General features: G+C 61.6%; 27 protein-coding genes. 17 read left to right on the top strand and 10 right to left on the bottom strand.

The window, feature by feature from the left end; genetic code table 11:
• The first annotated feature begins 280 nt into the window (after positions 1-280).
• From hrpB to ABIE40_RS19505, 3 genes are all read left to right on the top strand, one after another.
• The gene (gene hrpB / locus ABIE40_RS19515; RefSeq protein ID WP_199628060.1) at positions 281-2743 is read left to right on the top strand and encodes an ATP-dependent helicase HrpB; all 2463 of its coding nucleotides are present in this window, start codon (positions 281-283) and stop codon (positions 2741-2743) included.
• Positions 2744-2753: 10 nt separating this feature from the next.
• Positions 2754-4064 (top strand): ActS/PrrB/RegB family redox-sensitive histidine kinase, encoded by a 1311-nt coding sequence (locus tag ABIE40_RS19510; protein WP_025555308.1) that lies wholly within the window; start codon positions 2754-2756, stop codon positions 4062-4064.
• Between the two features lie 71 nt (positions 4065-4135).
• Positions 4136-4711, top strand: a complete 576-nt coding sequence (locus tag ABIE40_RS19505; protein ID WP_025555307.1) for an ActR/PrrA/RegA family redox response regulator transcription factor — start codon at positions 4136-4138, stop codon at positions 4709-4711.
• A 2-nt stretch (positions 4712-4713) separates the two neighbouring features.
• Here ABIE40_RS19505 and ABIE40_RS19500 read toward each other — a convergent pair whose 3' ends face one another.
• Complete coding sequence (locus ABIE40_RS19500) at positions 4714-5208, bottom strand: MmcB family DNA repair protein (RefSeq protein ID WP_199628072.1); 495 nt, start codon at positions 5206-5208, stop codon at positions 4714-4716.
• A gap of 180 nt (positions 5209-5388) precedes the next feature.
• On the opposite strand from ABIE40_RS19500, the gene ABIE40_RS19495 reads away from it, so the two are divergent.
• Positions 5389-6075 carry a L,D-transpeptidase gene (locus ABIE40_RS19495; RefSeq protein WP_025555305.1) on the top strand — a complete coding sequence of 229 codons (687 nt, stop codon included), beginning with the start codon at positions 5389-5391 and terminating at the stop codon, positions 6073-6075.
• A gap of 86 nt (positions 6076-6161) precedes the next feature.
• Here the strand turns inward: ABIE40_RS19495 and ABIE40_RS19490 are convergent, their stop codons facing one another.
• From ABIE40_RS19490 to hslV, 6 genes are all read right to left on the bottom strand, one after another.
• Entirely contained in the window at positions 6162-8324 is a 2163-nt protein-coding gene (locus ABIE40_RS19490) for a malate synthase G (RefSeq protein ID WP_199628059.1), read from the bottom strand.
• Positions 8325-8413: 89 nt separating this feature from the next.
• Positions 8414-9814, bottom strand: coding sequence for a cytochrome P450 (locus ABIE40_RS19485; protein ID WP_199628058.1), 1401 nt, complete (start codon positions 9812-9814; stop codon positions 8414-8416).
• A gap of 51 nt (positions 9815-9865) precedes the next feature.
• Positions 9866-10810 carry a DUF1402 family protein gene (locus tag ABIE40_RS19480; protein ID WP_025555302.1) on the bottom strand — a complete coding sequence of 315 codons (945 nt, stop codon included), beginning with the start codon at positions 10808-10810 and terminating at the stop codon, positions 9866-9868.
• Between the two features lie 188 nt (positions 10811-10998).
• Positions 10999-12306 carry an ATP-dependent protease ATPase subunit HslU gene (gene hslU / locus ABIE40_RS19475; RefSeq protein WP_199628057.1) on the bottom strand — a complete coding sequence of 436 codons (1308 nt, stop codon included), beginning with the start codon at positions 12304-12306 and terminating at the stop codon, positions 10999-11001.
• Positions 12303-12830, bottom strand: a complete 528-nt coding sequence (locus ABIE40_RS19470; protein ID WP_199628056.1) for a GNAT family N-acetyltransferase — start codon at positions 12828-12830, stop codon at positions 12303-12305. The genes hslU and ABIE40_RS19470 overlap by 4 nt, the downstream gene beginning before the upstream one ends.
• Entirely contained in the window at positions 12817-13347 is a 531-nt protein-coding gene (gene hslV, locus ABIE40_RS19465) for an ATP-dependent protease subunit HslV (protein ID WP_199628055.1), read from the bottom strand. The genes ABIE40_RS19470 and hslV overlap by 14 nt, the downstream gene beginning before the upstream one ends.
• 178 nt (positions 13348-13525) lie before the next feature.
• On the opposite strand from hslV, the gene hisB reads away from it, so the two are divergent.
• The 7 genes from hisB to coaA are packed head-to-tail and all read left to right on the top strand — an operon-like array spanning position 13526 to position 18186.
• The gene (gene hisB / locus ABIE40_RS19460) at positions 13526-14134 is read left to right on the top strand and encodes an imidazoleglycerol-phosphate dehydratase HisB (RefSeq protein ID WP_199628054.1); all 609 of its coding nucleotides are present in this window, start codon (positions 13526-13528) and stop codon (positions 14132-14134) included.
• 24 nt (positions 14135-14158) lie between these two features.
• On the top strand, positions 14159-14644 hold the full coding sequence (locus ABIE40_RS19455) for a DUF2628 domain-containing protein (RefSeq protein WP_199628071.1): 486 nt from the start codon (positions 14159-14161) through the stop codon (positions 14642-14644).
• Positions 14644-15294: an imidazole glycerol phosphate synthase subunit HisH gene (gene hisH, locus ABIE40_RS19450; RefSeq protein ID WP_199628053.1), complete on the top strand. Its 651-nt coding sequence runs from the start codon at positions 14644-14646 to the stop codon at positions 15292-15294. Before ABIE40_RS19455 ends, hisH begins: the two co-directional genes overlap by 1 nt.
• Before the next feature lie 27 nt (positions 15295-15321).
• On the top strand, positions 15322-16071 hold the full coding sequence (gene hisA, locus ABIE40_RS19445) for a 1-(5-phosphoribosyl)-5-[(5-phosphoribosylamino)methylideneamino]imidazole-4-carboxamide isomerase (RefSeq protein ID WP_199628052.1): 750 nt from the start codon (positions 15322-15324) through the stop codon (positions 16069-16071).
• Positions 16068-16856, top strand: a complete 789-nt coding sequence (gene hisF / locus ABIE40_RS19440) for an imidazole glycerol phosphate synthase subunit HisF (RefSeq protein ID WP_199628051.1) — start codon at positions 16068-16070, stop codon at positions 16854-16856. Before hisA ends, hisF begins: the two co-directional genes overlap by 4 nt.
• A 14-nt stretch (positions 16857-16870) precedes the next feature.
• On the top strand, positions 16871-17194 hold the full coding sequence (locus ABIE40_RS19435) for a phosphoribosyl-ATP diphosphatase (protein WP_025555293.1): 324 nt from the start codon (positions 16871-16873) through the stop codon (positions 17192-17194).
• Entirely contained in the window at positions 17191-18186 is a 996-nt protein-coding gene (coaA, locus tag ABIE40_RS19430) for a type I pantothenate kinase (protein WP_025555292.1), read from the top strand. The genes ABIE40_RS19435 and coaA overlap by 4 nt, the downstream gene beginning before the upstream one ends.
• A gap of 6 nt (positions 18187-18192) precedes the next feature.
• On the opposite strand, the gene ABIE40_RS19425 is transcribed toward coaA, so the two are convergent.
• The 3 genes from ABIE40_RS19425 to ABIE40_RS19415 all read right to left on the bottom strand — a co-directional run bounded on the left by ABIE40_RS19425 (position 18193) and on the right by ABIE40_RS19415 (position 20949).
• A complete protein-coding gene (locus tag ABIE40_RS19425; RefSeq protein WP_199628050.1) occupies positions 18193-18804 on the bottom strand; it encodes an alpha-ketoglutarate-dependent dioxygenase AlkB family protein in 612 nt (203 codons plus the stop codon).
• 3 nt (positions 18805-18807) lie between these two features.
• Positions 18808-19242, bottom strand: a complete 435-nt coding sequence (gene arfB / locus ABIE40_RS19420) for an alternative ribosome rescue aminoacyl-tRNA hydrolase ArfB (protein ID WP_199628049.1) — start codon at positions 19240-19242, stop codon at positions 18808-18810.
• Positions 19243-19338: 96 nt separating this feature from the next.
• Positions 19339-20949 (bottom strand): phosphoenolpyruvate carboxykinase, encoded by a 1611-nt coding sequence (locus ABIE40_RS19415; RefSeq protein ID WP_199628048.1) that lies wholly within the window; start codon positions 20947-20949, stop codon positions 19339-19341.
• A 338-nt stretch (positions 20950-21287) separates the two neighbouring features.
• Between ABIE40_RS19415 and ABIE40_RS19410 the strand changes: the two genes are divergently transcribed.
• From ABIE40_RS19410 to ahcY, 6 genes are all read left to right on the top strand, one after another.
• On the top strand, positions 21288-22019 hold the full coding sequence (locus ABIE40_RS19410; RefSeq protein WP_199628070.1) for a response regulator transcription factor: 732 nt from the start codon (positions 21288-21290) through the stop codon (positions 22017-22019).
• Between the two features lie 80 nt (positions 22020-22099).
• Positions 22100-23890: a sensor histidine kinase gene (locus ABIE40_RS19405; RefSeq protein ID WP_025555286.1), complete on the top strand. Its 1791-nt coding sequence runs from the start codon at positions 22100-22102 to the stop codon at positions 23888-23890.
• Positions 23890-24348, top strand: coding sequence for an HPr kinase/phosphorylase (locus tag ABIE40_RS19400; RefSeq protein WP_199628047.1), 459 nt, complete (start codon positions 23890-23892; stop codon positions 24346-24348). The genes ABIE40_RS19405 and ABIE40_RS19400 overlap by 1 nt, the downstream gene beginning before the upstream one ends.
• A 143-nt stretch (positions 24349-24491) precedes the next feature.
• A complete protein-coding gene (locus ABIE40_RS19395) occupies positions 24492-24893 on the top strand; it encodes a PTS sugar transporter subunit IIA (protein ID WP_025584219.1) in 402 nt (133 codons plus the stop codon).
• A gap of 9 nt (positions 24894-24902) precedes the next feature.
• On the top strand, positions 24903-25184 hold the full coding sequence (locus tag ABIE40_RS19390; RefSeq protein WP_025555283.1) for an HPr family phosphocarrier protein: 282 nt from the start codon (positions 24903-24905) through the stop codon (positions 25182-25184).
• 163 nt (positions 25185-25347) lie between these two features.
• A complete protein-coding gene (gene ahcY / locus ABIE40_RS19385) occupies positions 25348-26748 on the top strand; it encodes an adenosylhomocysteinase (protein WP_025555282.1) in 1401 nt (466 codons plus the stop codon).
• The last annotated feature ends 10 nt before the right edge of the window (positions 26749-26758 follow it).

The following is a 26758-nucleotide window of genomic DNA, read 5'->3' as shown; positions in this document are numbered from 1 at the left end:
AAATCCAAGTTTTTTGACATTTTTGTAACAGGTTGATTTTGCAAAGGGATTTGCGGACTTTGGTCCTGCCACGAACTTATGCCTCCAGGGATCGCTGGAGAATCCCGGGAGCGAAGCAGTTTCAGGCATTATCGGGCGGGCTTTCCGCCTGCCCTATATATAGGAAGCGCATCCGGGACTTGCCACAGCGGCTTGCGGAATGGCATCCGATCGCTAATTTCGCGCCAATAGTCCTGCGCGCCGCAGCCTTGCGCCGCGCCTGAAACGATCGCTGGAGAGAATGGATATCGCTTCCCTGCCGGTACTGCCGGTTTCCCATGTGCTTTCCGATATCGGGGCGGCGCTCGAAAGCCAGCGGCGTGCAGTACTGTCTGCTCCGCCGGGCGCGGGCAAGACGACGCTGGTGCCGCTTTTCCTGCTCGCGCAGTCCTGGCGTGGCGACGGCAAGATTATCCTGCTCGAACCGCGCCGGCTTGCAGCCCGCGCTGCGGCGAGCCGAATGGCCTCGCTGCTCGGCGAAAGCGTCGGCCAGACCGTCGGCTACCGCATGCGTCTCGACAACCGCGTCTCGGCCGCGACGCGGATCGAGGTGGTGACCGAGGGGGTGTTTGCCCGGATGATTCTCGACGATCCCGAACTCTCGGGCGTCTCGACCGTCATTTTCGACGAGTTCCACGAGCGGTCGCTGGATGCCGATTTCGGGCTGGCGCTGTCGATCGACGTGCAGGGCGCATTGCGCGACGATCTGCGGATTCTTGTGATGTCCGCGACGCTCGATGTCGAGAGGGTCGCTACGCTGCTCGATAATCCCCCCATTATCGAAAGCATGGGACGGGGTTTTCCGATCGATATCCGCTATCAGGACCGGCCGGGCGGCGAGCGGATCGAGGATACAGTGACCAGGGCGATCCTCGATTATCATGCCACTGAGACCGGCTCGATCCTCGCATTCCTGCCGGGGCAGGCGGAAATCCTGCGGACGACCGAGCGGCTGGAGGGACGGCTTGGCGCCTCGACCCTGATTGCGCCGCTCTATGGCAATCTCAGCCAGAAGGAACAGGACGCCGCGATCAGGCCGGCGGCGGCAGGGACGCGCAAGGTGGTGCTGGCGACTTCGATCGCCGAGACCTCGATTACCATCGACGGTGTGCGGATGGTGATCGACAGCGGGCTGCAGCGGCTCCCCGTCTTCGAGCCGTCGACCGGGATCACCCGGCTGGAGACGGTGCGGGTATCACGGGCTTCGGCCGATCAGCGGGCCGGACGCGCCGGACGAACCGAACCAGGCATTGCGCTGCGCCTCTGGCATCAGGGGCAGACGGCCGCCCTTCCCGCTTTCACCCCGCCGCAGATCCTCTCCAGCGACCTTTCCGGGCTGGTGCTCGATCTGGCGCATTGGGGTGTGCAGGATCCGAAGACGCTTGCCTTCGTCGATCAGCCGCCGGCGGCCACACTTGCCGAGGCACGGTCGCTGCTGATCGATCTCGGGGCGCTCGCCGCCGACGGCAGCCTGACCGAGCGCGGACGGACCATGCGCGAGATGGCGCTGCCACCGCGGCTGGCGGCGATGGTGGTTTCGGCCGGAGAACATGGCGATGCCCGCGAGGCAGCGCTGCTTGCGGTGCTGATGACCGAACAGGGATTAGGCGGCGCCAGCATCGATCTCGAGGAGCGGCTGCGCCGGTTCAAGACGGAGAAGGGCGAGCGGGCGGAATCCGCCCGGCGGCTGGCGCAGCGGCTGGTAAGCGGGCTCGACAAGGTGAAATCGACGGCCTCGCCAACGGCCGGACAGCTGCTGATCCATGCCTTTCCCGATCGCATCGCCCTGCAGCGCGGCGCGCGGGGCCGCTATGTGATGGCAAATGGCCGCGGCGGCGAGCTTGCGGAAACAGAGCGGCTGGCGGGCAGCCAGATGCTTGTGATCGCCGACCTGACGGGGCGGGCGGCGCAGGCTCGCATTCTTGCGGCGGCCGAGATTACGCGCGGCGATGTCGAGGCGGAACTGCCGGGGGCGATCAAGACGGGCGAGCAGACCTATTTCGATCTGCCGAGCCGGCAGGTACGAGCACGCAAGGCGACGCGGCTCGGCGCCATCGTCTTCGAAGAGACGCCCCTTCCCCGGCCAAGCGGCGCGGCGACAGCCAAGGCGCTCGCCGACGGCATCCGGCAGCTCGGGCTTGCGACCCTCCCCTTCTCCAAGGAAGCGGCTCAGCTTCGCGAGCGGATCGGCTTTCTCTATAGAACGATCGGCGAGCCCTGGCCCGACATGAGCGACGAAGCGCTGCTCGAGCGGCTCGACGACTGGTTCGTGCCGTTCCAGGCGGATGTCCGTGGTATTGCCGATATCAGCGCCGGATCGCTGTCGAACGGGCTGATCAGCCTCGTTCCCCATGCGCTGCAGCGCGACCTGGCAAAACTGGCGCCGACGCATTTCGAGGCGCCGACCGGGCAGCGCCATCCGATCCAATATGATGGTGAAGAGCCGTTGCTGACGATCCGGGTGCAGGAGCTGTTCGGGCTGAAGGATCATCCGGCGATCGGCGGCGGGCGATTGCCGCTGCTGCTCGAACTCACCTCTCCCGCCCACCGGCCGATCCAGACGACGCGCGACCTGCCGGGCTTCTGGGCGGGCTCCTGGAAGGACGTGCGCGCCGAGATGCGCGGACGCTATCCGCGACATCCCTGGCCGGAGCGGCCGGAAGAGGCACTGCCGACGACACGCGCCAAGCCGCGTGGTACATAAGGACATGACGATGGTAGACGACGCCGACAGCAAGACGCAGGAAGACAGACACAGCAGCCGGCGGCTTCGCCTGCAGACGATCGTGAGGCTGCGCTGGCTGGCGGTCGCCGGTCAGGCGGTGACTGTTTTCATCGTTGCCTTCTGGCTGAAATTTCCCCTGCCGCTGATTGCCAGCTGCTCGCTGATTGCAGCACTTGCCTGGGTCAACTTCTACCTGACGATCCGCTACCCGCCGACGCACCGGCTGGAGGCGCCGGCTGCCTTTGCGCTGCTGGGGCTCGATCTGCTGCAGCTATCGGCACTGCTCTTCATTACCGGCGGACTGGCGAACCCATTTGCGGCGCTGGTCTGCGTGCCGGTCATCATTTCCTTTGCCTCGCAGCCGATCCGCTACAGCACGGCGCTGATCCTGTTTGCGATGGTCTGCATCACTATCCTCGCCTTCTCGCCCTTCCCGCTTCCGTGGTTCGATGGCGTGGAGATCAATGTCCATAATGTCATGCAGTTCGGCGTCTGGTGCTCGATCGCCTCGACCATGGCCTTTGCCGCCTTCTACGCCTATCGCGTATCGATGGAAGCGAGCCAGCTGGCCGATGCGCTCGCCGCCACCGAGCTGGTGCTGCAGCGCGAAAAGCATCTGTCGCAGCTGGACGGTCTTGCTGCGGCCGCCGCGCACGAGCTCGGCACGCCGCTCGCGACCATCAGCGTCGTTGCCAAGGAGATGGAGCGCGAGCTGAAGGACGACGACCGGTTCCGCGAGGACGTGCAGCTGTTGCGCAGCCAGAGCGAACGGTGCCGCGACATCCTGAAACGGCTGACCAGCATGTCGACCGAGGGTGACGCGCATATGCGCCGCCTGCCGCTGTCGTCGATGATCGAGGAGATCCTTGAGCCCTATCGCGAATCCCAGATCGCGCTGGAGCTGATCGAGAAAAGCCCGCGCAAGGGCGAGCCGGTGACCGAGCGCAATGCCGGCATCCTTTATGGCCTCGGAAACCTGATCGAGAACGCCGTCGACTATGCTCGCGAGAAAGTGACCATAACCGTCGAACATGACCATCGTCGTGTCCTGATTGTCATAGAAGACGATGGCAACGGCTATGCGCCGGACATTTTGACACGGATCGGCGAACCCTACGTGACCAAGCGGCAGAAGGAAGATACGGCGGGAGGCCTGGGACTTGGGCTTTTCATCGCCAAGACGCTGCTGGAGCGCTCCGGCGCCGCACTGGTCTTCGAGAACCGCGAACCGGAAGGCGCGGGCGCCCGTATCCGCGTCGAGTGGCCGCGCATGCTGATTGACGCGCATTCGACAAAGTGACTTTATCGGCCTAATGAAGTTTTGAGCAATCGACCGATATTCAGGGCGGGGAACCGCCGGGATCAGAGACAATGACGGAACAAGACAGCGAAACCCTTGCCATCGGCGAACACGACATCGGCCCGGATGCGAGCCTGCTTATCGTTGATGACGACGGCCCGTTCCTGCGCCGTCTGGCGCGGGCGATGGAGACGCGGGGCTTCCATGTGGAGACGGCGGAATCGGTTGCCGAGGGCGTGGCCAAGTCCAAGGCCCATCCGCCGAAGTATGCGGTCGTCGACCTGCGGCTCGGCGATGGAAACGGACTGGACGTCATCGAGGCGATCCGCCAGCGCCGCGACGACACCCGCATCATCGTTCTGACCGGCTACGGCAATATCGCGACGGCGGTAACGGCCGTGAAGCTCGGTGCCGTCGATTACCTGGCTAAGCCTGCCGACGCCGACGACGTGTTTGCAGCGCTGACGCAGCGGCCGGGCGAAAAGGCCGAACTGCCTGACAATCCAATGTCAGCGGACCGCGTTCGCTGGGAGCATATCCAGCGGGTCTACGAGATGTGCGAGCGTAATGTTTCGGAGACCGCTCGCCGGCTCAACATGCATCGCCGCACCCTACAGCGCATCCTCGCCAAGCGCGCCCCGAAGTAAGCTCAGACGTCGTCGATGGCGAGCGGCTTGCCGTTCGCCCATTCGGCCATCATCAGCCGCTGGGCGGCAGCGCGCGAGAAATTCAGCATGACCGATTTGCGGGTGGCGGACGCGAGCTTGTGTTCGGGCGCTTCGCGGATCATGTGCGCGCCGTAACCATCCGAAAGAAACAGGCCGCAGTCCTCAGGGAAGATATCGAGTGGCACATCCTTGTGTGTGGCGAAGAACAGCCGGTCGCAATGGGCGCGATATTCCGGCCACTTGCGATCGACGCGAAAGTCCTCGATCGACGTCTTGATCTCGATGATCCAGATCTCGCCCTTGTCCGATACCGTGATCAGGTCGGCGCGCCGGCCGCTTGCCAAGGGCAACTCGGGAAGCAGGGCATGGCGCATCTCGTGAAGTAAAATCTGAGTCCCGCGGCGCACGAGCATAGCTCTGTCCGATTGCCGGCCATCTATTAACGGATTGTTATTGTAAACACTCAAAATCGTCATGGATAACCGTGGGGAGAGGGTGCTTGTTGTTGCAAAAAAGCCATGCGCTTTTAATTTGCCGCTGCGGGTAACTTTTGTCGCGATGCAGCATCTTGCAAAGCCGAAGTTAATCGAAAATAAACCATAATCAAAGATGGTTCGAAGCATCCTCCCACATTGCCCAAAACTTAAGAGACATCCATGCGCATCCGCAATGCATTCCCTGTATTCGGCCTGATGGCAACACTCGCCCTGGCCGGTTGCTCTACCAGCACCGAAAGCGCTTCCGTCGAAGACAAGGCTGCTGCTGGCCCGACTGTTCAGACGGCACAGATTTTCGATGACGCCTACGGCGTTACCTCGGATGCCGGATACTCGCTCCCCGCAATCCCGATCCAGCGCGTGAAGCCGGAATTCCGCCGCCAGATCGTCAGCTACCAAACGGATGAGCGTCCCGGCACGATCATCGTCAACACGCGCGAGCGCCACCTCTACTACATCCTGCCGGGCGGCAAGGCGATGCGCTACGGCATCGGCGTCGGCAAGGCCGGCTTCGCATGGGCCGGCACCGCATACGTTGCCTGGAAGCAGGAATGGCCGAACTGGCACCCGCCGAAGGAAATGGCCGTCCGCCGTCCCGAAATCGCCAAGTATGTCGAGAACGGCATGGAGCCGGGCCTGACCAATCCGCTCGGCGCCCGCGCCATGTACCTCTTCAACGACAAGGGCCAGGACACGCTGTTCCGCCTGCACGGCACGCCGGAATGGGCTTCGATCGGTACCGCCGCTTCTTCGGGCTGCATCCGCCTGATGAATCAGGACGTCATCGACCTCTACAGCCGCGTCCGTCCGGGCCGTTCGACCTCGAAGGTCATCGTTATCCAGTAAGCTATTTGCCCTATACGGCACGAAAAAGGCCGCCGGAGAGCTCCTCCGGCGGCCTTTTTGTTTTGGGCGGTTAAAGCTGAGGCCGGTTAACCGGCCTTCAGCTCCAGACGGCGGCGGTGCAGGACCGGCTCGGTATAGCCGTTCGGCTGCTCGCGGCCCTTGAGCACGAGATCGACGGCGGCCTGGAAAGCGATGGAATTGTCGAAATTGCCGGCCATCGGCGTGTAGGCGGCATCGCCGGCATTCTGCTGATCGACGACGGCGGCCATGCGCTTCATCGTTTCGATGATCTGAGGCTCGGTGACCACCTTGTGATGCAGCCAGTTTGCCATGTGCTGGGCGGAGATGCGCAGCGTCGCGCGGTCTTCCATCAGGCCGACATTGTTGATGTCGGGAACCTTGGAGCAACCGACGCCCTGATCGACCCAACGCACGACGTAGCCAAGGATACCCTGCGCATTGTTGTCGAGCTCGCGCTGGATTTCTTCCGGCGTCCAGTTGGGGCGCGGCGCGACCGGCACCGATAGGATGTCGGAGAGCTTCGCGCGCGGGCGATCCTTCAGGCCGCGCTGAACGTCGGCGACGTTGATCTTGTGATAATGCGTCGCGTGCAGGGTCGCAGCCGTCGGCGATGGCACCCAGGCGGTGTTGGCGCCGGCCTTCGGATGGGCGATCTTCTGCTCCAGCATCGCAGCCATCAGGTCCGGCATGGCCCACATGCCCTTGCCGATCTGAGCGTGGCCCGAGAGGCCGCATTCGAGACCGATATCGACATTCCAGTTCTCGTAGGCCGAGATCCAGGCCGCCTGTTTCATGTCGCCCTTGCGGATCATCGGGCCGGCTTCCATCGAGGTATGGATTTCGTCGCCGGTGCGGTCGAGGAAGCCGGTATTGATGAAGACGACGCGCTCCGCGGCAGCGCGGATGCATTCCTTGAGATTGACCGTCGTGCGGCGCTCTTCGTCCATGATGCCCATTTTCATGGTGTTACGGGGCATGCCGAGCAGCTCTTCGACGCGGCCGAAGATCTCGACGGCGAAGGCGACCTCTTCCGGTCCGTGCATCTTCGGCTTGACGACATACATCGACCCTTCGCGCGAGTTCTTCCGGCGCCCCTTGGGACCGACGTCATAGAGAGCGATGAGGCCGGTGATGACGGCATCCATGATGCCCTCAGGCACTTCGTTGCCGTCGCGATCGAGAATGGCCGGATTGGTCATGAGGTGACCGACATTGCGCACCAGCATCAGCGAGCGGCGGTGCAGCTCGAAGGTCGAGCCATCCGGTGCGGTGATATCGGTGTCGGGATTGAGCTTGCGGATGAAGGAGGAGCCGCCCTTGGTGACTTCCTCTTGCAGGTCGCCCTTCATCAGGCCGAGCCAGTTCCTGTAGACGACAACCTTGTCTTCGGCGTCGACAGCAGCGACCGAATCCTCGCAGTCCATGATCGTCGTGATCGCCGATTCCAGCCAGACGTCGGAAATATTCGCAGGATCGGCCTTGCCGATCGCCGTTCCGGCATCGACGACGATTTCGATATGGATACCGTTGTTCTTGAGAAGAACATGCGTCGGAGCGGCTGCGCTGCCACGGTAGCCGGCGAAATGTGCGGCATCCTTCAGCGGCAGATCCTCGCCGTCTACATCGGCGATCGTAAGCTTTGCGCCGTCGATCTTCAGGCTTCCGACATCCTTCCAGGAACCGCCCTCAAGAGGAACCGCGCCGTCGAGGAAGTCGCGAACCCAGGCGATGACCTTTTCGCCGCGCTTCGGATTATAGCCCCTGCCCTTTTCGGCGCCATCGGTTTCCGGAATGGCATCCGTGCCGTAGAGCGCATCGTAAAGCGAGCCCCAGCGCGCATTGGCGGCGTTCAGTGCATAACGCGCGTTCATGACGGGAACGACGAGCTGCGGGCCGGCGATCGAGGCGATCTCGGCGTCGACATTGCTGGTCGAGACCTTGAAGTCCGATCCCTCGGGCAGCAGGTAGCCGATCTGCTTCAGAAAGGCCTGGTAAGCGTCGAGATCGGCAGGCGCGCCGTTCTTGCGATACCAGCCGTCGATCTCGGCCTGCAGCCTGTCACGCTTGGCAAGCAGCTCGCGGTTCTTCGGTGCCAGATCGTGGACGATCTTCGAGAAGCCGGCGAAGAAGGTTTCGCCATCCACCTGAAGGCCCGGAAGCGCCTCCTTGACCAGGAAGTCGTGAAGGACGGCTTCGATCTGGAGACCCTGCTTTTCAACTCTACTCATGTGATGTTCCTCCGGCGGACGGCATACGTTTCATGCTGCCACTTTGCGCGGCTTTCATTCATAGTCAATTCTGCAATAGTTAGAAAGATTTATGCCTGACCGGAAAGAGTGCGGGGCGTGACCCGCATCGGCAGGCCATTCTGCGGCTGCGTCGTCAGTTTCTGCACCGGCCAGGGATTGGTTTTCTCGGTAATATCGAAGCGGAAACGCTTCATCAGCACCGCCAGCGCGATGACCGCCTCCTGCAGTGCAAAGGTCGCGCCGATGCAGACGCGCGGACCGGCGCCAAACGGCAGGAACTGGAAGCGGCCGATCTTGCCGCGATTTTCGGGCAGAAAACGCTCCGGCATATAGGCGCGCGGCTTTTCCCAATAGAGTTCGTGGCGATGCAGCGTCCACGGCATGATCAAGACCGTCATGCCGGCATGGATATCGACACGCTCGCCCTTGGCATCGGTCCAGCTGTCATCGGCGATTGCGGCACGGTTGATCGAGGGTGCGGGCGGATAGAGCCGGAGCGCTTCCTCGAAGGCAGCCCTCGTCACCGGCATCAGATCGAGCCATTCGACCGGCTCCGCACCACTGGCAAGAACGCGATCGATCTCCTCCTCCATCGCGTCGCGGATATGCGGGCTGTTGGCGATGCAATAGAGTGTCCAGGCGAGCGCGCGGGCCGTCGTCTCATGCCCGGCGCCGATGAAGGTCAGGATATTGTCCTCGATCTCCTCGTTCGTCAGGCCGTCGGGACCGGCCTGCTCGAGCAGAAGCGTCAGGAAATCCTCAGGGGCGGCAACGCGGTCGGCGCGCATCTGCTCGAGGCGCAAGTCCATGGTCTTGTGGACCATGTTACGGAACTGATCGAGGATCTTCTGACCGCCGATGCGGGTCACGCGCGGCACCCAGGACGGCGCGCGCATCAGATCCATCGGATCGACGCGGCCCATGCGATGCAGCAGCGAATTGACGTCATCGGCGAAATTGTCCGATGACGAGGCGATCTCGCCGGAAAACAGCGTGTCAGCCAATATCGCGAAGGTGAGCTCGGTCATATCGGTGGCGATATCGAAGCTGCCGCCACCCTCGTACTTTTCAGCGTAGAGCTCGGACTGGCGCAGCATCTGCCCGGCAAAACCCTTGGCGTGCCGCGGGGTGAAGACGGGTGCGACGGCCTTGCGAGAGCGCTTCCAGACCTGCCCCTCGGCAGTCAGTAGACCATCGCGCAGGATCGGCCGCAGCACCAGCTGGCGGATATCGGACATCCGGTAATTCGAGGCATTGTCGACCAGCACGTACTTGATGAGGCCGGGATCATTGACGATAATCGTGCTGTCGCGGAAGAAGCGCGTCTTGATCCAGGGCAGCGTGTAGGACGGCTCGCCCCACAGCTCCAGCGGATTGCGCAGGATGGTCCGGATGATTTCCAGCCGCGACGGCGGCACGGTGCGCGGCACCGGCGCGGGTGGAACGAAGGGATCAGGACGCATGTCCATGATATTGCAGCCTTTCGTGGAAGATTTACGCCTTCCCGGCAAGGCAGAAGACTAGTTGAGGGCCTTCAACTCGTCCAGCTTGTCGTTGATCAGCCAGCCGTAATAGTTCTCTTCCGGCCAAACTGTCGCACCGCCGTGGTTCTTCGCTGCAAGGGCTGCGGCACGCTGGCGGGAATTGCCGACATTGTAGAGCGTCGCCGTCAGGCCCGGATTATCCGAGATATCCATGCCGGCAATCCGCTTGTAGTCGTCGATCGAGGTTCTGACCGATGCAGCGACGAAGGCCAGAGAAATATCCGGCTGCATGATCGCCTTGTAGACGCCGCTCGCATCCTTCTCGCTGAGCTTCGGATAGCCCGAAACGCGGGTGACGAGATCAGACAGCATCAGCGCCGTCAGCGGATTGATCTGGCCAAGACCGAAGGTCTGCCCCGCATAGAAAGGCTGGAAGAATACGGCGCTGAAGCGATTGTCGGGAAACTTCTTGCCGCCAACCGTCTTGCCGCGGAAGTCGGTTTCCCAGACATCCTCGCGGCAGCTCCAGAGCTGGTAGGAATCGCTCTTGCCGTTGCATCCGGCAAATTCCGGGCGGTCGATGAAGGTGTCGACATCCTCGCCGTCATAGGCAAAGCGGAAGCTTTCGCCGGCATAGGAGGCAGCCTTGACGTAGTAAGACTGCAGGCGGTCATAGGCGTCGACATTGTAGGTGTGCTCACCGACCAGCGCGCCGATGATGTGGATCGGCTCGATGCCGTAGGCGGCCGCCGTCTTGCGGATCTTGCCCATCAGCTCGTGATCGCTCGACAGGAGCTCGTAGACCTTCTCGTACTTACGGTCGAAGGTGGTCTTGGTACCCTTGGTACGGCGGACGGAAGCGCCCGGGATCGGCGGCTGCTCGACGTTGCGGTTGCCCGGCGGAACGGTCTGCATGGCATAGGCCGGTGCCGAAGTGAAAGCCGCAACGGCAATGAGAAGGCATGTCAAAAGGCGTCGCACGATCCGCTATCCTGTCGAGTTCATGGTCCCTGGCTGCGAGCGCGTGACTGGACCACAATCTTGTCCGAATAAAGCCCGCGCCAGCAAAGAAAACGGGCCTTTCACTAGAAAGTAAAAGGCCCGCTGTCGAGGGTTTGACCATCAAAATCTCTTGCGCGGAACGCAAAGCATTTCGCGCATTGAGAAATTTAAAGGATGAAGCGCGAGAGGTCGGTGTTGTTGGCGAGATCGCCGACATGCTCCCGGACGTAATTCGCGTCGATGGTCACGGCACTGCCGCCGCGATCCGGCGCGTTGAACGAGATTTCGTCCAGAACGCGCTCCATCACCGTCTGCAGGCGGCGGGCACCGATATTCTCGACCGTCGAGTTCAAGTGAACCGCGACATCGGCGAGCGCATCGATCGCATCGTCGGTGAAGTCGAGGCTCAGTTCTTCGGTCTGCATCAGCGCGCGATACTGGCGGATGAGGCTCGCCTCGGTTTCGGTCAGGATGCGACGGAAGTCCTCCTTGCTGAGCGGACGAAGCTCGACGCGGATCGGCAAGCGGCCCTGCAGTTCCGGCAGAAGATCCGACGGTTTGGCGACGTGGAAGGCGCCCGAGGCGATGAACAGGATATGGTCGGTCTTAACAGGACCATACTTCGTGGAGACCGTCGTTCCCTCGACGAGCGGCAGCAGGTCGCGCTGCACGCCTTCGCGGGAGACGCCGGCACCCATGCCGCCATCACGGGCGGCGATCTTGTCGATTTCGTCGAGGAAGACGATGCCGTCGTTCTCGACCGAGCGAACGGCCTCGCGCTGGATGACTTCATTATCGATCAGCTTGTCGGATTCATCGCGGATCAGATCGGTATAGGAGGCCTTGACGGTCGTGCGCACCTTCTTGGTGCGGCCGCCCATGGCCTTGCCGAACATATCGGAGAGGTTCAGGACGCCGATATTGGCGCCCGGCATGCCGGGGATTTCGAAACCGCCCATGCCCGACCCGCTATCGGCAACCTCGATGTCGATTTCCTTGTCGTCGAGCTCGCCGTTACGGAGCTTCTTGCGGAAGCTGTCGCGGGTGGCGGGCGACGCCGTGGCGCCGACCAGCGCATCGAGCACGCGCTCTTCGGCGCTCATATGCGCCTTGGATTCGACCTCGGCGCGCTTCTTGTCGCGCACTAGGCCGATGCCGATCTCGACGAGATCGCGGATGATCTGCTCCACATCACGGCCGACATAACCGACTTCGGTGAATTTGGTGGCTTCCACCTTGATGAAGGGCGCACCGGCGAGCTTGGCGAGACGGCGGGAGATTTCGGTCTTGCCGACCCCGGTCGGGCCGATCATCAGGATGTTCTTCGGCATGACTTCGTCGCGCAGGCTCTCATCGAGCTGCTGGCGGCGCCAGCGATTGCGCAGCGCAATTGCCACCGCGCGCTTGGCGTCGTGCTGGCCGATAATATGACGATCGAGTTCGGATACGATCTCACGGGGAGAAAAGTTGGTCATTGCAAATCCGTTTCCTGGTTTGCGTCCAGCACCATGAAATGGGCGGGACCATAGATGGATGTTCTTGTGTCGAGATAGCGAAAGCCGGCTTTCTCATAGGCGCGGATCGCCGCGTGGTTTTCCGGATGCGGATCAATGACGATCCTTTTCGTGCCTCCGGCGAAAAGCTCAGACGCGATCTGGCGAATGATCGCGCTGCCGTGACCCTTGCCGATCAGCGCCGGGATGCCGATGGAAATATCGAGCCCGAGCGTGCCTTTCGGCTGGTCCTGATAGGGATGACCGTCTTCGAGATGCGGATCGTAATGCTGGAGATAGGCGATCGGCCGTCCTTCCAGCTCGACGATCATCGGCCGCGTCTCGATGCTCTCGACCGCCTCTAGGATCTCCTGTGCACTCGCCTGCGGATCCCCGTCCCACCATTTCGCGACATGCGGCTCGGCGAGCCACTGTCCCAGCAGGGAAAGGTCCCTGCCCTCGACGTCTCGAAAATGGTAACGGGGTCCGTCCTCAGCCATCGGCATCGAGCGTTTCGACGATGATGTTGTGGTTGGTATAGACGCAGATGTCGGCGGCGATATCGAGCGCCTTGCGGGCGACCTCTTCCGCCGACTTGTCGGAATCGAGCAGGGCAAGCGAGGCTGCGAGCGCAAAATTGCCGCCCGAGCCGATCGCCATCGTGCCGTGTTCCGGTTCCAGGACGTCGCCATTGCCGGTGACGGCAAGCGTCACGGTCTTGTCGGCGACGAGCATCATGGCTTCGAGATTGCGCAGGTACTTGTCTGTGCGCCAGTCCTTGGCGAGCTCGACGGCTGCGCGCATGAGCTGGCCCGGATATTGTTCCAGCTTCTTCTCGAGGCGCTCAAGTAGCGTGAAGGCATCGGCGGTGGCGCCGGCGAAACCGGCGATGACTTCGCCACCTTTGCCGATACGCCGAACCTTGCGGGCATTGCCCTTCATGACGGTCTGGCCAAGGCTCACCTGACCGTCGCCAGCCATGACCACCTTGCCGCCTTTTCGAACTGTAATAATCGTTGTCATAAAACATCCTTGCCCGGGGGCCGGGCCGTTTTGCGCGGGCCGCTCACCGGCCCTGTTGAGCCCTATGTAAGTGGGCTTCCGCCGATTGCAAATGGTGCGGTTTTTCTGCGGCCACGCTTCTGGATATTTTAGGGAACGCCTGATATGGAACCGGCGTCATTCCCGATGGAGCAGCCAGATGGCCGAGACCGCAGCAAGCCGCACGGGCGCCGTTTCCCGCAAGACCAACGAAACGTCGGTTTCGGTTTCGGTCAATCTCGACGGCACCGGCAAGTCGAAGATTTCGACGGGCGTCGGCTTCTTCGACCATATGCTCGACCAGCTGTCACGACATTCGCTGATCGATATGGAGATCGAGACCAAGGGCGACCTGCATGTCGACGATCATCATGCCGTCGAAGACACCGGGATCGCGATCGGCCAGGCCATTGCGAAAGCGCTCGGCGATCGCCGCGGCATCACCCGCTATGCCTCGATCGATCTCGCCATGGACGAGACGATGACGAAGGCCGCGCTCGATCTTTCCGGCCGTCCCTTCCTCGTCTGGAACGTCTCCTTCAACGCGCCGAAGATCGGCACCTTCGATACCGAACTGGTTCGCGAATTCTTCCAGGCGCTCGCGCAGAACGCCGGCATCACCTTGCATGTGCTCAACCATTATGGTGCCAACAATCACCATATTGCAGAGACCTGCTTCAAGGCCGTTGCCCGCGCGCTGCGCACGGCGACAGAGATCGATCCGAGACAGGCGGGCCGTGTTCCCTCGACGAAGGGCACGCTCGTCTGAGCCCCCTGAGGGAGCGTGACGACATTGACTTCCAGCTATCTGTTTCTGACTGCCCCTGACGGAGCGGATGCCAGCCACGAAACGACGCGCGTCATCCGCGACGGCTTCACGTTGCTCGGTTTCTTCTTTCCCTGGCTCTGGCTGCTGGCGCACCGCCTCTGGCTGCATGCGATCGTAGCCTTTCTGGTGCAGGCCGTCGGCGGCGTGCTGATGGAGCGCCAGGGCCTTTGGCCCGCGGGCTTTGCGCTTTCTCTCGCGGCCAGCCTGATCGTTGCGCTTGAGGGGCAGAATTTCCGCATCCGAAATCTCGCCGCCAAGGGCTGGAACGAAGACGCGGTCGTCTCGGCCGATTCCGTCGACGAGGCGGAAGCGATCTATTTTTCCGATATCGAGACCATCACGCAGGAAGACGGCGTGCCGGCACCGGAATGGGAGCGACATCAACGCTCCACCGGCCGCCACGGCAACACCACCTCGCTTGGTCTCTTTGGTTTTGATGGAGGACGCTGATGCGCGTCGCAATTATCGACTACGGTTCCGGCAATCTGCGCTCGGCGACGAAGGCGTTTGAACGCGCTGCTCGCGAGGCAGGCATCGACGCCCATATCGACCTGACAGACAAGGCAGAAGCCGTTGCCTCGGCGGACCGGATCGTCCTGCCCGGCGTCGGCGCCTATGCCGATTGCCGCCGCGGTCTCGATGCCGTGCCCGGCATGGCCGAGGTGCTGATCGAGGCGGTGGAGAAGAAGGCAAAGCCCTTCCTCGGAATCTGCGTCGGCATGCAGCTGATGTCGTCGCGCGGCCTTGAAAAGACGGTGACGCAGGGCTTCGGCTGGATCCCCGGCGACGTCAAGGAAATGACCCCTGACGATCCCTCGCTAAAGATTCCGCAGATCGGCTGGAACACGCTCGATCTCAGGCACCCGCATCCGCTTTTCGACGGCATCCCAACGGGTGCCGACGGCTTGCACGCCTATTTCGTCCATTCCTACCATCTCGATGCCGAAAACGCTTCGGATGTGATCGCGACGACCAACTACGGCGGTCCGATGACCGCCTTCGTCGGCCGCGACAACATGGCCGGCGCGCAGTTCCATCCGGAAAAGAGCCAGAAACTCGGCCTCGCCCTGATCACCAATTTCCTACGCTGGAAGCCATAAGGCTCGCGCGAAGCAAGGACAGACATCATGATCCTCTTTCCCGCCATCGACCTGAAGGACGGCCAGTGCGTCCGCCTGAAGCTCGGCGATATGGACCAGGCAACGGTCTACAATCCGGACCCGGCAGCGCAGGCCAAGGCCTTCGAAGACCAGGGTTTCGAATGGCTGCATGTCGTCGATCTCAACGGCGCCTTTGCCGGTGAAAGCGTCAACGGCGCTGCCGTCGATGCCATCCTCAAGGCGACGAAGAATCCGGTGCAGCTCGGCGGCGGCATCCGCACGCTCGATCATATCGAGAGCTGGCTGTCGCGCGGTTTGGCCCGCGTCATTCTCGGCACGGTCGCGGTTCGCGATCCGGCGCTCGTCATCGAGGCCTGCAAGGCCTTTCCTGGCCGCGTTGCCGTCGGCATCGATGCCAAGGGCGGCAAGGTCGCCGTCGAGGGCTGGGCCGAGGCCTCGGAACTCGGCATCATAGAGCTTGCCAAGAAGTTCGAAGGTGCCGGCGTTGCCGCCATCATCTACACCGATATCGACCGCGACGGCATTCTTGCCGGTATCAACTGGGCCTCGACGCTGGAGCTTGCCGAAGCCGTCTCCATCCCGGTGATCGCTTCGGGCGGTCTCGCCTCGATCGCCGATATCGAGCGCATGCTGCAGCCGGATGCCCGCGAGCTGGAAGGCGCGATTTCCGGCCGCGCGCTCTACGATGGCCGTATCGATCCGGCGGAAGCGCTGTCGCTGATCAAGGCTGCCCGCGCCAAGGAGATTGCACAATGACGCTGAAAGCCCGTGTCATCCCCTGCCTCGACGTCAAGGACGGCCGCGTCGTCAAGGGCGTCAACTTCACCAATCTGATCGATGCTGGCGATCCGGTGGAAGCGGCGAAGGCCTATGATGCGGCCGGTGCCGACGAGCTCTGCTTCCTCGACATCACCGCTTCCTCCGACAATCGCGACACGATCTTCGACGTCGTCTCGCGCACTGCCGAACAGTGCTTCATGCCGCTGACCGTCGGCGGCGGCGTTCGCACGATCGCCGATATCCGCAAGCTGCTGCTTTGCGGCGCCGACAAGGTCTCGATCAATTCGGCAGCGGTGAACAATCCTGATTTCGTCGCCGAAGCCGCCGACAAGTTCGGCGACCAGTGTATCGTCGTTTCGATCGATGCCAAGCGACGCCGCACGCAGGCTGTAGGCCAGGATAAGCTCAGCGCCTGGGAGATCTACACACATGGCGGCCGCAACGCGACCGGCATCGATGCGGTCGAATTCGCGCAGAAGATGGTTGCCCGTGGCGCCGGCGAACTGCTGGTCACCTCGATGGACCGCGACGGCACGAAGATCGGCTACGATCTGGAGCTGACGCGGGCAATCGCCGACAGCGTGCGCGTTCCCGTCATCGCCTCCGGCGGCGTCGGCAATCTCGACGATCTCGTTGCCGGGGTGAAGGAAGGCCATGCGACGGCCGTGCTTGCCGCGTCGATCTTCCACTTCGGCACCTATTCCGTCGGCGAGGCAAAGCGCTATATGTCATCCCACGGCATTGCGATGCGGCTCGACTGAGTGAAAGCGATAGAATGAGCGGATTTTCCCTTTCCGATCTGGAAAAGATCGTCGACGAGCGGTCGAAGGCCTCACCGGACGAATCCTGGACAGCGAAGCTGGTTTCTGCGGGTCAACCGAAGGCGGCGAAGAAGCTTGGCGAAGAGGCGATCGAGGCTGTCATGGCCGCGGTTACCAATGACCGGACCAACCTGACCTACGAATCGGCCGATGTCCTCTATCACCTTTTGGTCGTATTGAAGATTGCAGGCATTCCGTTGCAGGATGTCATGGCCGAACTTGAGCGGCGGACCGCTCAATCCGGTCTCAAGGAAAAGGCCAGCCGGCAGAGTTCATGAGTATCGTGTCGCAAATCATCGGAGCGCCCGAGGCGCTCGATCACTTCCAGGCGAATTCCTATTCGCCCTATCACTTCTTTTCTTCCGAGGAATGGGCGAAGTTCCGCGCCGATACGCCACTGACGCTGACCGGCGAGGAAGTGACGCGGCTGCGCTCGATGGGCGACCCAATCGATCTCGACGAGGTCCGGCGCATCTACCTTTCGCTGTCGCGCCTGCTGTCCTCGCATGTCGAATCCTCGCAGCTGCTCTTCGAACAGCGCAACCGCTTCCTCAATCTAGAGGGCGTCGCCAAGACCCCCTTCGTGATCGGCATCGCCGGATCCGTCGCCGTCGGCAAATCGACGACGGCCCGTGTCCTGAAAGAGCTGCTGCGCCGCTGGCCGTCGAGCCCGAAGGTCGATCTGATCACGACTGACGGCTTCCTGCATCCGAATGCGGTGCTGGAACGCGAAAACCTGATGCAGCGCAAGGGTTTTCCCGAAAGCTACGACACCGGCGCTATTCTGCGTTTTCTTTCGGCAATCAAGGCCGGACAGGCAGACGTCAAGGCGCCGGTGTATTCGCATCTCGTCTATGACGTGATCCCGAATGAATACAAGATCATAGACCGGCCGGACATTCTGATCTTCGAAGGCATCAACGTGCTGCAATCGCGCGACCTGCCGGCCGACGGCAAGATCGTGCCTATGGTCTCGGATTTCTTCGACTTCTCGATCTATATCGATGCCGAGGAGAAGCAGATCCATAACTGGTACGTGCACCGCTTCATGCGCCTGCGCGAAACCGCCTTCCGTGATCCAAACTCCTATTTCCATCGCTACGCATCGATCAGCGAGAAGGAAGCGATCGCGATCGCCGAGGGCCTTTGGGCCAACATCAACCTGAAGAACCTGCGTCAGAACATCCTGCCGACCCGCCCGCGCGCGGATCTCATCCTGCGCAAGGGCCCGAACCACCTGATCGAACAGGTGGCGCTCAGGAAGCTCTAGCCGGATTCAGGGTGTTACACGCCTTAACGTCAGATTAATCCGGCCGCCGCTTTTCAGGAGCGTCGATGTCGCCGGATGGATGCGGTCCACGCCGTGGAAGCAGAGGCGGCCTTCGCCGCCGAGGACGATGACGTCGCCGCTCGACAGTTTCAGGGATTGGGTCCGGTCGTTGCGCGCGGTGCCGCCGATGCGGAAGAGGCAGCTGTTGCCGAGGGAGATCGAGACCACGGGCGCCTTGAGATCCTGCTCGTCCTTGTCCTGGTGCAGACCCATCTTGGCGTCGTCGGAGTAGAAGTTGATGAGGCAGGCCTGCGGCGGCAGCGGATAGCCGGAGACGGCGGTCCATATCTCGAGAAGCGCCGGCGGGATGGGTGGCCATGGTTCACCGGTGAGCGGATGAACCGGCTGGTAGCGGTAGCCGCGCTCCTTGTCCGTCACCCAGCCGAGCTCTCCGCAATTGCTCATGCGGACGGACATCGGTTTTCCGGTTCCGGGCATGACGGGCGTGAAAAGCGGTGCGGCGGAAACGATCTCGCGGATTGTCTCGACCATCGCTTCCTGCTGGGGGCGACTGAGGTAAGCTGGAAAATGCCGGATGCCGCTGGAGATTTCGAGCATGGATCAGTCTCCGCTCGGGCGGCCGCGCATCTTCTTGACTTCGGAGCGGCCGGATTTTTCCTTGAGGCGGCGTTCAACAGAACCTTTCGTCGGCCTCGTCTTCTTGCGCGGCGGCGGCGGCGGCTTGGCGGCTTCGAGAACCAGCTCCTTCAGGCGTTCGCGCGCATCCTCGCGATTGCGGTCCTGACTGCGGAAGCGGCTTGCCTCGATCATCAGCACGCCGTCTTTCGACATGCGCCTTCCGGCAAGCTTGACCGCGTTCGCCTTGACGCGCTCAGGCAGCGACGGCGAATTCTCGATATCGAAGAACAGCTGGACTGCGGTCGAGACCTTGTTGACGTTCTGCCCGCCGGGGCCGCCCGCCAGAACGAACTGTTCCGTCAGCTCCCATCCAGCGATGGTGATCCTGTCATTGATGAAGAGCGCGTCGCTGGCCATGCGAGACCTATCTCACATCGGCCGTGATTTTGGAACACGCAAAGAAAAACCCGGCAGTTTCCCGCCGGGTTTCACGTGAATCATCAGCCGTTTAGATTACTCAGCAGCAATCTTCAGGCCCGGTGCTGCGTCGCGCACCCCACCATCGACATGGTCTTCGAACTTGGCGAAGTTGGCAATGAACATGCCGACGAGCTTTTCGGCCTGGCGGTCGTAGGCTGCAGCATCGGCCCAGGTCGAGCGCGGGTCGAGAATGCCGTTGTCGACGCCAGCGACAGAAACCGGAACGGCAAAGCCGAAGTTTGTGTCGGTGCGCAGGTCAGCCTTGGCGAGTTCGCCCGAGAGAGCCGCGGCCAGCAGTGCGCGCGTCGCCTTGATCGGCATGCGCTTGCCGGTGCCGTATGCGCCGCCGGTCCAGCCGGTGTTGACCAGCCAGCATTCGACGCCGTGACGGCCGATCAGCTCCTTCAGGAGGTTGCCGTATTCTGCCGGATGACGCGGCATGAAGGGTGCACCGAAGCAGGTCGAGAAGGTCGCTTCGGGCTCGGTCACGCCCTTTTCGGTACCGGCGACCTTTGCGGTGTAGCCGGACAGGAAGTGGTACATGGCCTGTTCAGGCGTCAGGCGGGCAATCGGCGGCATGACGCCGAAGGCATCGGCGGTCAGCATGATGATCGTCTTCGGATGCGCGGCAAGGCCGGTTTTCGAAGCGTTCGGAATGAAATCCAGCGGATAGGCGCAGCGGGTGTTCTCCGTCAGCGAGCCATCGTCAAAATCCGGCTCGCGCTGGTCGTTGAGCACGACGTTTTCCAGAACGGTGCCGAAGCGCTGCGTCGTCGCGTAGATTTCCGGCTCGGCTTCGGCCGACAGGCGGATGGTCTTGGCATAGCAGCCGCCTTCGAAATTGAAGATGCCGTTTTCGCCCCAGCCATGCTCGTCGTCACCGATCAGCGTGCGGGCCGGATCGGCCGAAAGCGTCGTCTTGCCGGTGCCCGACAGGCCGAAGAAGACCGCGCTGTCGCCATCCGGACCGGCATTGGCCGAGCAGTGCATCGGCATGACGCCCTTGGCCGGCAGCAGGTAATTGAGGACAGTGAATACCGACTTCTTCATTTCACCGGCATAGGACGTGCCGCCGATCAGCACGAGACCCTTGGTGAGGTCGCAGGCGATGACGGTCTCCGTGCGGCAGCCGTGGCGTTCCGGATCGGCCTTGAAGCTCGGCAGATCGATGATCGTCAGTTTCGGCACGAAGGTTTTCAGCGCTTCGAGCTCCGGACGGATCAGCAGGTTACGGATGAACAGCGAGTGCCAGGCGAATTCGGTGACGACACGCGACGGCAGCGCATGACCGGCATCGGCACCGCCGATCAGGTCCTGCACGAAAAGCTCCCTGCCCTTCGCATGCGCCAGCATATCTGCATGAAGCACGGCGAAATGCTCCGGCGACATCGGCTTGTTGTTGTCCCACCAGATCTGCGTCTCGGTGTTGGCGTCGCGGACGACGAACTTGTCACGCGGCGAGCGGCCGGTGTGCTGGCCGGTCAATGCGCGGAGCGCGCCCTGGGCGGTAAGTTCGGCTTCACCGCGGCGAATCGCCTCCTCGTAAAGAGAGGCGGCGGTAAAGTTATAGCGAACGCTTGCTGCGCTCTCCAAACCAATCGTCGCCAGCGCTACCGCCGGGTTATGAACTCCGAACGTTTCCATCGCTTTTCCCTTTACTGAGGCATCAAGCCGTTAAAACTGACGCGAACCTAAGATGGGGAATTTTAAAAAGCAATACGGTGTAATTCAAAAAAGGTAACGATATCAAATAATTAATCGATTTAAATTGCTCTCGCTATTTTTAAATCGTTTGAACTGATGGGTTTGGTTCAGTTTGTCGCACCACCTTTGATTGCGGCTCGAATAATCCGGCAATCCTCCCCTTTATCTTTGCCACAATTTGTTCCACCTTTATCCTCCATAAGCGCATCCGGCCGGAGAGGCCGCCTGGGGACATCAAAAATTCCGGGAGATGCGCATAGATGACGGAGACGAACACCATGCCGACAATCGCGCTCGTTGACGACGACCGCAACATCCTCACCTCAGTGTCGATCGCACTGGAGGCCGAAGGATATAAGGTCGAGACATACACGGATGGCGCTTCGGCCCTTGATGGTCTTATCGCCCGCCCGCCGCAGCTCGCCATCTTCGATATCAAGATGCCGCGCATGGACGGGATGGAGCTGCTGCGCCGCCTGCGACAGAAATCCGACATGCCTGTCATTTTCCTGACCTCCAAGGATGAAGAGATCGACGAGCTCTTCGGCCTGAAGATGGGCGCTGACGACTTCATCACCAAGCCGTTCTCGCAGCGCCTGCTGGTCGAGCGCGTTCGCGCCGTGCTGCGCCGCGCCTCGAGTCGCGAAGCCGCGGCCGCTGCAGGCGCCGGTACCGCGCCGAAGCCCGGCGTCGCGCAGCCGGCCCGCTCGCTGGAGCGTGGACAGCTGGTCATGGACCAGGAGCGCCATACCTGCACCTGGAAGGCCGAGCCGGTGACGCTGACGGTCACCGAATTCCTGATCCTGCATTCGCTTGCGCAGCGCCCGGGCGTGGTCAAGAGCCGTGACGCGCTGATGGACGCGGCCTATGACGAACAGGTCTATGTCGATGACCGCACGATCGACAGCCACATCAAGCGGCTGCGCAAGAAATTCAAGATGGTCGACAACGATTTTGATATGATTGAAACGCTCTACGGAGTGGGTTACCGCTTCCGCGAAGCAGCCTGACGCCTTAAAGCGCAGCGCATGATTGTTGTTGAGGGCTCGCTGGCCGCATTTCCGGCCGCGCCCTCCGAAAGGGCCTGTCATTGGCACAGTTGGTGCAGGAAAGGGATCTGGATGATGCGGATGGCGTAACCGGCCGCCGCGTCAGGGGAAGGCGATGGTCGCATCCCTTCACCATCATCCGCCGGATCTTCGGCAATGCCGTCTTTTCCAGCCTGACGCGCCGCATCCTGTTCTTCAATCTGGCGGCGTTGCTCGTTCTCGTCGGCGGCATCCTCTACCTCAACCAGTTTCGAGAAGGCTTGATCGACGCCCGTGTCGAGAGCCTGCTGACGCAGGGCGAGATCATTGCCGGCGCGGTCTCGGCATCGGCCTCCGTCGATACCAACTCGATCACCATCGACCCGCAGAAGCTGCTGGAGCTGCAGGCGGGACAGAGCATCACGCCGGTTCCGAACGACGAAGATCTGGAATTCCCGATCGATCCGGAAAAGGTGGCGCCGGTTCTGCGCCGGCTGATCTCGCCGACCCGCACGCGCGCCCGCATCTTCGATGCCGACGCCAACCTGCTGCTCGATTCCCGCCATCTCTATTCCCGCGGGCAAGTGCTGCGTTTCGACCTGCCGCCCGTCGAGGAAGAGAAGCAGACCTGGGGCGAATGGTTCACGACGCTGTTCAACAAGGCACTGCAGCCCGGCAATCTGCCGGTCTATAAGGAAGCGCCTGGCGGTGACGGTTCGATCTATCCCGAGGTGATGAATGCGCTGACCGGTGTGCGCGGCGCGGTCGTTCGCACCACCGAGAAGGGCGAGCTGATCGTTTCGGTCGCGGTGCCCGTCCAGCGTTTCCGTGCGGTCCTCGGCGTCCTACTTCTGTCGACGCAGGCAGGCGATATCGACAATATCGTGCACGCCGAGCGTCTCGCGATCATGCGCGTGTTCGGCGTTGCGACGCTCGTCAACGTGCTCTTGTCACTCGTTCTCTCTTCGACGATCGCCAATCCGCTGCGCCGCCTTTCGGCCGCCGCGATCCGCGTTCGCCGCGGCGCCAAGGAGCGCGAGGAAATTCCTGACTTCTCGGCCCGCCAGGATGAAATCGGTAACCTGTCGATCGCGCTGCGCGAAATGACCACGGCGCTCTACGACCGTATCGATGCGATCGAGAGTTTCGCCGCCGATGTCAGCCACGAGCTCAAGAACCCGCTGACCTCGCTTCGCAGCGCTGTCGAGACCTTGCCTTTGGCCAAGTCCGATGATTCCAAGAAGCGGCTGATGGATGTCATCCAGCACGACGTTCGCCGCCTCGACCGCCTGATCAGTGACATCTCCGACGCCTCGCGGCTCGATGCCGAATTGGCACGCGTCGATGCCCGCTCGGTCGATCTGGAGAAGTTCCTCACCGATCTCGTGGAGGTCTCCCGGCAGATCCGCAGCAAGAACAAGGACGTTCATATCGAGCTGGTGATCGAGCGTAAGCCGGGGGTGAAGACCCGCTTCGTCGTCAATGGCCATGACCTGCGCATCGGCCAGATCGTCACCAACCTGATCGAGAATGCCCGCTCTTTCGTGCCGCAGGAAGGCGGACGGATCATCGTCCGGCTGGTGCGGACACGCTCGCGCTGCCTCGTCTATATCGAAGACAACGGCCCCGGCATCCAGGCTGAGAATATCGACCGCATCTTCGAGCGCTTCTATACTGATCGCCCGGAATCCGAAGGTTTCGGCCAGAATTCCGGTCTCGGCCTGTCGATCAGCCGTCAGATTGCCGAAGCACATGGCGGCTCGCTCAGGGCAGAGAACATCATTGATGCCGAAAGCGCTGAGATCCTCGGCGCGCGGTTCATCCTTGCCCTGCCCGCGGACGCGCATAGCTGATGGCGCCGCCGGTCAACGTTCACGCAACGGCGATCCGGATCAACCAAACCGGGCTGATGTTTGCTGGCCCCTCCGGATGGGGCAAGTCTATGCTTGCCTTCACCTGCCTGACGGAAGCCCGGCGTCTCGGCCTGCCCGCGATGCTTGTTGCCGACGACCAGGTCTTTGTCGAACATCGTGGCGGCGCGATCATCGCCAAGCGCCCGGATTCGATTGCCGGACTGATCGAATTGCGTGGCACCGGCATCGTTTCGCTCGAGTGCATCCCTGAAGCGGTAATGCACTTTGCTATCCTTCCTGCCAGCGTTTCCGGACCCGACCGGCTGCCGCCCGACAACGAGCAGATCGAAGTTGCCGAAGGCTTTGCACTGCCGGTAATCCGGCTTCTTGCGAATACATCCGTACCTCTCGCAATTTTGATGGCGAAGGCGCCTGAAATCGGAATGGAATGCCGCTGAAACCACCGGAATCGCCCCGTATCGCTGCATTTTTGTCTTGCACTTCGGTTTTTGATCGCCAAGATGTGCCCCCACCGGTGGACGCGATTGTTGCATTGCGATATTGGGGCCGCCGTTGATATGCCATTGGGAGCAGTTAAATCATGATCGGACTTGTGCTTGTCACTCATGGCAAGCTGGCTGAAGAGTTTCGTCATGCTGTCGAGCACGTCGTAGGTCCTCAGAAATTCATCGAGACGGTCTGCATCGGCCCCGAAGACGATATGGATCAGAGGCGGCAGGACATTCTCCAGGCAGTCGCCGGCGCCGATGACGGTCATGGCGTGGTGATCCTCACCGACATGTTCGGCGGGACCCCTTCCAATCTGGCAATTTCCGTGATGAGCAGCGGCCACACCGAAGTGATCGCCGGCATGAACCTGCCGATGCTTATCAAGCTCGCCGGCGTACGCGGCGAGAACAATATGGAAAAGGCCCTGGCCGAGGCTTCGGAAGCCGGCCGCAAGTATATCAACGTCGCGAGCCGCGTTCTCAGCGGTAAATAACGGGCCTTCATGACCACGACGCAGCTCTCCCGGGAACTCCTCATCATCAACAAGCGCGGCCTGCACGCCCGCGCCTCGGCGAAATTCGTCCAGATGGTCGATACGTTCGATGCGACGATCACCGTGTCGAAAGACGGGATGACGGTGGGCGGGACCTCGATCATGGGACTGATGATGCTGGCAGCGAGCCCCGGCTCGACGGTGCTGGTGACCGCCAGCGGCAACCAGGCCACCGAAGCGCTTGAGGCGCTGGATCAGCTGATCCAGAACAAATTCGGCGAAGAAATCTAAGAAATCGCCGACATATAAACATATAAAGACTTCTTTATATCCTTATTGCCTTCCCACAAGAAGCCTGCTAAACGGCAAGCATGGCCGTGCAGACCGCGCGTGCTCTGCTGCGCCCATTGCGCACTTTTGATTTATTGACACGCTTTTCAGCCTGGAGACCTCTATGAGCACTGAAAAAGATTATGTCGTCGCCGATATCGCCCTCGCAGATTTCGGCCGTAAGGAAATTACGATCGCCGAAACCGAAATGCCGGGCCTGATGTCCAGCCGCGAAGAATTCGGCAAGTCGCAGCCGCTGAAGGGCGCGCGCATCACCGGCTCGCTGCACATGACGATCCAGACGGCTGTTCTCATCGAGACGCTGGTGGCGCTCGGCGCCGAAGTCCGCTGGGCTTCGTGCAACATCTTCTCGACGCAGGACCACGCCGCTGCCGCGATCGCCGCTGCCGGCATCCCGGTCTTCGCGATCAAGGGCGAGTCCCTCGAAGACTACTGGACCTACACCGACAAGATCTTCCAGTGGGCCGACGGCGGCTTCTCCAACATGATCCTCGACGACGGCGGCGATGCGACCATGTACATCCTGCTCGGTGCCCGCGCCGAAGCCGGTGAAGACGTGCTGTCGAACCCGCATTCTGAAGAAGAAGAGATCCTCTTCGCCCAGATCAAGAAGCGCCTCGCCGCTTCTCCGGGCTGGTTCACCAAGCAGCGCGACGCGATCAAGGGCGTCACCGAGGAAACCACCACAGGCGTCAACCGCCTCTACCAGCTGCATGCCAAGGGCCTGCTGCCGTTCCCGGCGATCAACGTCAACGACTCCGTCACCAAGTCGAAGTTCGACAACAAGTACGGCTGCAAGGAATCGCTGGTTGACGGTATCCGCCGCGGCACCGACGTCATGATGGCCGGCAAGGTTGCTGTTGTCTGCGGTTACGGCGACGTCGGCAAGGGTTCTGCCGCTTCGCTCTCCGGCGCCGGCGCCCGCGTCAAGGTTACCGAAGCTGACCCGATCTGCGCCCTGCAGGCCGCCATGGACGGCTATGAAGTGGTTCTGCTCGAAGACGTCGTATCTTCGGCCGACATCTTCATCACCACGACCGGCAACAAGGACGTCATCCGCATCGACCACATGCGGGCGATGAAGGACATGGCAATCGTCGGCAATATCGGCCACTTCGACAACGAAATCGAAGTTGCGGCACTCCGTAACCTCAAGTGGACCAACGTCAAGCCGCAGGTCGACCTGATCGAGTTCCCGAAGGGCAACCGCATCATCCTGCTGTCGGAAGGCCGCCTCTTGAACCTCGGCAACGCCACCGGCCATCCGTCCTTCGTCATGTCGGCATCCTTCACCAACCAGACGCTGGCACAGATCGAACTCTTCACCAAGCCGGAGCAGTATTCCAACCAGGTCTACATCCTGCCGAAGCACCTCGACGAGAAGGTCGCCCGTCTTCACCTCGGCAAGCTCGGCGTCAAGCTGACCCAGCTTTCGGAAGAACAGGCTGCCTATATCGGCGTGAAGCCGCAGGGTCCGTTCAAGGCTGACCACTACAGATACTAATCGCATCTCG

The organism is Rhizobium sp. OAE497, assembly GCF_040546565.1.
In the GTDB taxonomy this organism is placed as follows: Bacteria; Pseudomonadota; Alphaproteobacteria; order Rhizobiales; family Rhizobiaceae; genus Rhizobium.
Note: the sequence above shows the minus strand (reverse complement) of the source record. Positions and strands in the feature narration are given on the sequence as shown.

Coding starts and splice junctions, on each gene's coding strand:
- ABIE40_RS19470 (WP_199628056.1), bottom strand. CDS start 12,830: ATGCCGATGGCTGAGGACGGACCCCGTTACCATTTTCGAGACGTCGAG.
- hisH (WP_199628053.1), top strand. CDS start 14,644: ATGCGCGTCGCAATTATCGACTACGGTTCCGGCAATCTGCGCTCGGCG.
- ABIE40_RS19505 (WP_025555307.1), top strand. CDS start 4,136: ATGACGGAACAAGACAGCGAAACCCTTGCCATCGGCGAACACGACATC.
- ABIE40_RS19425 (WP_199628050.1), bottom strand. CDS start 18,804: ATGCTCGAAATCTCCAGCGGCATCCGGCATTTTCCAGCTTACCTCAGT.
- hslV (WP_199628055.1), bottom strand. CDS start 13,347: ATGACAACGATTATTACAGTTCGAAAAGGCGGCAAGGTGGTCATGGCT.
- ABIE40_RS19395 (WP_025584219.1), top strand. CDS start 24,492: ATGATCGGACTTGTGCTTGTCACTCATGGCAAGCTGGCTGAAGAGTTT.
- hisF (WP_199628051.1), top strand. CDS start 16,068: ATGACGCTGAAAGCCCGTGTCATCCCCTGCCTCGACGTCAAGGACGGC.
- ABIE40_RS19495 (WP_025555305.1), top strand. CDS start 5,389: ATGCGCATCCGCAATGCATTCCCTGTATTCGGCCTGATGGCAACACTC.
- arfB (WP_199628049.1), bottom strand. CDS start 19,242: ATGGCCAGCGACGCGCTCTTCATCAATGACAGGATCACCATCGCTGGA.
- hisB (WP_199628054.1), top strand. CDS start 13,526: ATGGCCGAGACCGCAGCAAGCCGCACGGGCGCCGTTTCCCGCAAGACC.
- ABIE40_RS19510 (WP_025555308.1), top strand. CDS start 2,754: ATGGTAGACGACGCCGACAGCAAGACGCAGGAAGACAGACACAGCAGC.
- ABIE40_RS19485 (WP_199628058.1), bottom strand. CDS start 9,814: ATGGACATGCGTCCTGATCCCTTCGTTCCACCCGCGCCGGTGCCGCGC.
- ABIE40_RS19390 (WP_025555283.1), top strand. CDS start 24,903: ATGACCACGACGCAGCTCTCCCGGGAACTCCTCATCATCAACAAGCGC.
- ahcY (WP_025555282.1), top strand. CDS start 25,348: ATGAGCACTGAAAAAGATTATGTCGTCGCCGATATCGCCCTCGCAGAT.
- hisA (WP_199628052.1), top strand. CDS start 15,322: ATGATCCTCTTTCCCGCCATCGACCTGAAGGACGGCCAGTGCGTCCGC.
- hslU (WP_199628057.1), bottom strand. CDS start 12,306: ATGACCAACTTTTCTCCCCGTGAGATCGTATCCGAACTCGATCGTCAT.
- ABIE40_RS19400 (WP_199628047.1), top strand. CDS start 23,890: ATGGCGCCGCCGGTCAACGTTCACGCAACGGCGATCCGGATCAACCAA.
- ABIE40_RS19415 (WP_199628048.1), bottom strand. CDS start 20,949: ATGGAAACGTTCGGAGTTCATAACCCGGCGGTAGCGCTGGCGACGATT.
- ABIE40_RS19410 (WP_199628070.1), top strand. CDS start 21,288: ATGCCGACAATCGCGCTCGTTGACGACGACCGCAACATCCTCACCTCA.
- ABIE40_RS19500 (WP_199628072.1), bottom strand. CDS start 5,208: ATGACGATTTTGAGTGTTTACAATAACAATCCGTTAATAGATGGCCGG.
- coaA (WP_025555292.1), top strand. CDS start 17,191: ATGAGTATCGTGTCGCAAATCATCGGAGCGCCCGAGGCGCTCGATCAC.
- ABIE40_RS19435 (WP_025555293.1), top strand. CDS start 16,871: ATGAGCGGATTTTCCCTTTCCGATCTGGAAAAGATCGTCGACGAGCGG.
- hrpB (WP_199628060.1), top strand. CDS start 281: ATGGATATCGCTTCCCTGCCGGTACTGCCGGTTTCCCATGTGCTTTCC.
- ABIE40_RS19490 (WP_199628059.1), bottom strand. CDS start 8,324: ATGAGTAGAGTTGAAAAGCAGGGTCTCCAGATCGAAGCCGTCCTTCAC.